This window comes from Pedobacter sp. 10L46_2 (assembly GCF_056395165.1).
Window position 1 is genome coordinate 1 of record NZ_JBFTIZ010000429.1, and the last position, 2,673, is coordinate 2,673.

The 2,673-nt window shown below is 37.4% G+C and carries 2 protein-coding genes; both read right to left on the reverse strand.

Annotated elements, in window-relative coordinates; all coding sequences use genetic code 11:
* Window positions 1-8: 8 nt before the first annotated feature.
* Window positions 9-2,303 carry a GumC family protein gene (locus AC1DDX_RS26215; protein ID WP_337715971.1) on the reverse strand — a complete coding sequence of 765 codons (2,295 nt, stop codon included), beginning with the start codon at window positions 2,301-2,303 and terminating at the stop codon, window positions 9-11.
* Between the two features lie 29 nt (window positions 2,304-2,332).
* Window positions 2,333-2,673 (reverse strand): polysaccharide biosynthesis/export family protein (locus AC1DDX_RS26220; protein ID WP_477622898.1); only part of this gene is annotated, 341 nt, incomplete at its 5' end.

A 2,673-nucleotide genomic window follows, 5' to 3' on the forward strand; every position in this document is an offset into this window, starting at 1 on the left:
ATATTAGCCTATCCCGGATAAGCATAGCCACCATAGCGGTAGGCATTCTTATTCTCTTTTTTAGCATCATTAAATACGATCATCGGATTTATTAATCTTCTGTTCTCACAGATCTCTTCAAATATTGCCAGATCTGCTTTGTTTGTATAATTGTACCGAACCAGATAAATACTCGAATCAGCATACTCTGCAAGCGTAAATGCATCAGCTACGTGCCCAATCGGAGAAGTATCCACGATAACATAATCAAACCGTTTTTTAAGCTCATGAAACAAAATTTTCAGTTTATGGCTCATTAGAATTTCTGCCGGGCTCTCAGATATCTCCCCGCAACCAATCACATATAAGTTATCCGATTGAGGGGCTTTTATCAAAATGTCATCAATAACCATGGTTTCCGATTTTAAATAATCAGATAAGCCCAATTTCGTTTTTATGTTCATGTTATTCAGCAAATCGGGCTTGCGCAAATCAAACTCCAGTATCGCAACCTTTTTTTCAACCAGCGACAAGGTAATGCCCAGGTTGATGCTAAAAAAAGTTTTACCCTCGCCTTTTGTGGTAGAAGTTACCAACAGAACTTTGTTGCTCTTATTCGTATTCATGAATTGCAGATTCGACCTGATGTACCTGAATAGTTCAGATATAGTGGTGCTTTTATCTTTATGAACTACAATAGACTCTCCTATTGCTTTATGACTAAGTTCTCCCAGAATCTTTCCATTTATAGCGATGTATTCTACATCATATATATCTTTCACCTTATTGTTCATTTTATCTTTAACATAGATTACAGAAAATGGAACAAATAAGCCGGCTATCATCCCCAGCATGTAAATCATTTGTACTTTTGGTTTTGCAGGAGTAGGATTGTATGCAGGTCTGTCTATGATTTGAGAAGTTGGAATAGTGGCAGACAATGAAAGTTCTGTTTCTTCTCTCTTTTGAAGCAGATATTGATAAAGCGTTGTCTTAACACTCTGTTCCCTGCTTCTTTCCAACAGCCCCCGTTCTATAACCGGAACACTATTTAATTTAGCCGCAAACTGCGATGATTTGCTGTTTAATTTATTTTTCTCTAAAGTTAACCCTCTTCTTATCATACTAAGGTTCTCTAGCAAGCTGCCTTTTAAGCTGGTTAGTTGCTCAGTAAGATTGATCACCAAGGGATTGCTAACGCTACTATTGCGTAACAGCTTTTGTCTTTCAATCTGCAGATTATTATATTTTTCTGTCAGATTTAGCAAGGTTGGATCCTTTAAACCCAATGTACTTGGCACCAATTCAAACTCACTATCTGCATTTTTCAGATAAGAAATTATAGATTGAATAAGACTCAACTGTACTTCGCTTGTCGACAGCTGATCATTATAATTACCCGACGACTGTAAGTTCATCTGTGCATCTGCACTCAATTCAGTAATCCTATTGTTTCTTTTGTAGTTTTCTACGTCTTGTTCAACTCCCGATAAATTACTGGTCAGCATTTTTAATTTACCATCAATAAACTTAATGGTATTTAAAGCCATTAAATTTTTATTGCTTACGTTCTCCAGGTTATACCTATAGATCAGCGTATTCAACATATCAACCCCGCGTTGAGGTATAGCATCCAAAACACTAAGAACAATTGTGTTAGCATCTTTAATTACTGGCAAAATAACCAGGCCACTGGAACTGTATGCCTGCGCTAACTGATAAAGATCTACAAAGCCAAAATGTACAGTTTTACCTGAAACCTCAAAGCCTTCCCCCTTTTGAACGACAATAGTGAATTGTGGGCGTGTTATTTTATTACCGAATCTGTAAATGGTTTCCTTGTCTTTTTCCCCTAAAACAAACTGGTCATTATTTATAGCTCTTAAAGTAAGCTTTAAGGCACGTGCTTTATCTGTAAGCTTATCTACCACAACTTCCATTGGCAGGTTTTTACCATACAATTCCTGTGTTTTTAAAGGAAGATTATAATGATACCTCACATTCATTTTAAGATCAGATAACACCTTATAAATCAAATCTCTTGACCGCATCACCTCCATTTCATCATCAACAGTTTTAGAGGTCTTAAACATATTCAAATCACTGAAAGCGGTTCCTTTTAACAGACCATCCCCTTTCGAGTCGTCCTGAACAAGCAGTGAGCTGGTGACCTTATATTTAGGTACCTGAGTTTGAAGATAAAACCACGCCCCACCTAAGCCCAGCAGTAGTGCAAGTCCAAAGAAATACCAATACTTAGCATATTTCATAATCTGAGCCTTTACGTCGGGGCTGTTCGTCGGATTTTGTTTGTTGTAAGCCATCACAATAAGTTTAAAAGATTAACACTGCCTTACTTATTCAAAAAAGTTGTCGCCAATACCGCCACAGCAGAGATTGCTGCAACAATTAGTGGCATTAATCGGTTGTTACTACTTACTTCAACTGATTTTGCTTTATCAGGCTCTACATAGATTACATCATTTTGCTTTAAATAGAAGTACGGAGAATTAAGCACGTCTTTACTATTCAGGTTTACCCGCTCCATCCTTCTCTGCCCATCCAATTCTCTTATCAGTAAAACATTTTCTCTTTTGCCGTAAGGTGTCATATCGCCCGCTAAGCCAAGTGCTTCGAGCAGATTTATTTTCTCACTGGTTACTGTAAAAGTTGAGGGGTGGTTAACCTCTCCGA

Bases quoted from the DNA above. Each gene is read 5' to 3' on its own strand.
- AC1DDX_RS26215 (WP_337715971.1), bottom strand. From the start codon at position 2,303: ATGGCTTACAACAAACAAAATCCGACGAACAGCCCCGACGTAAAGGCT.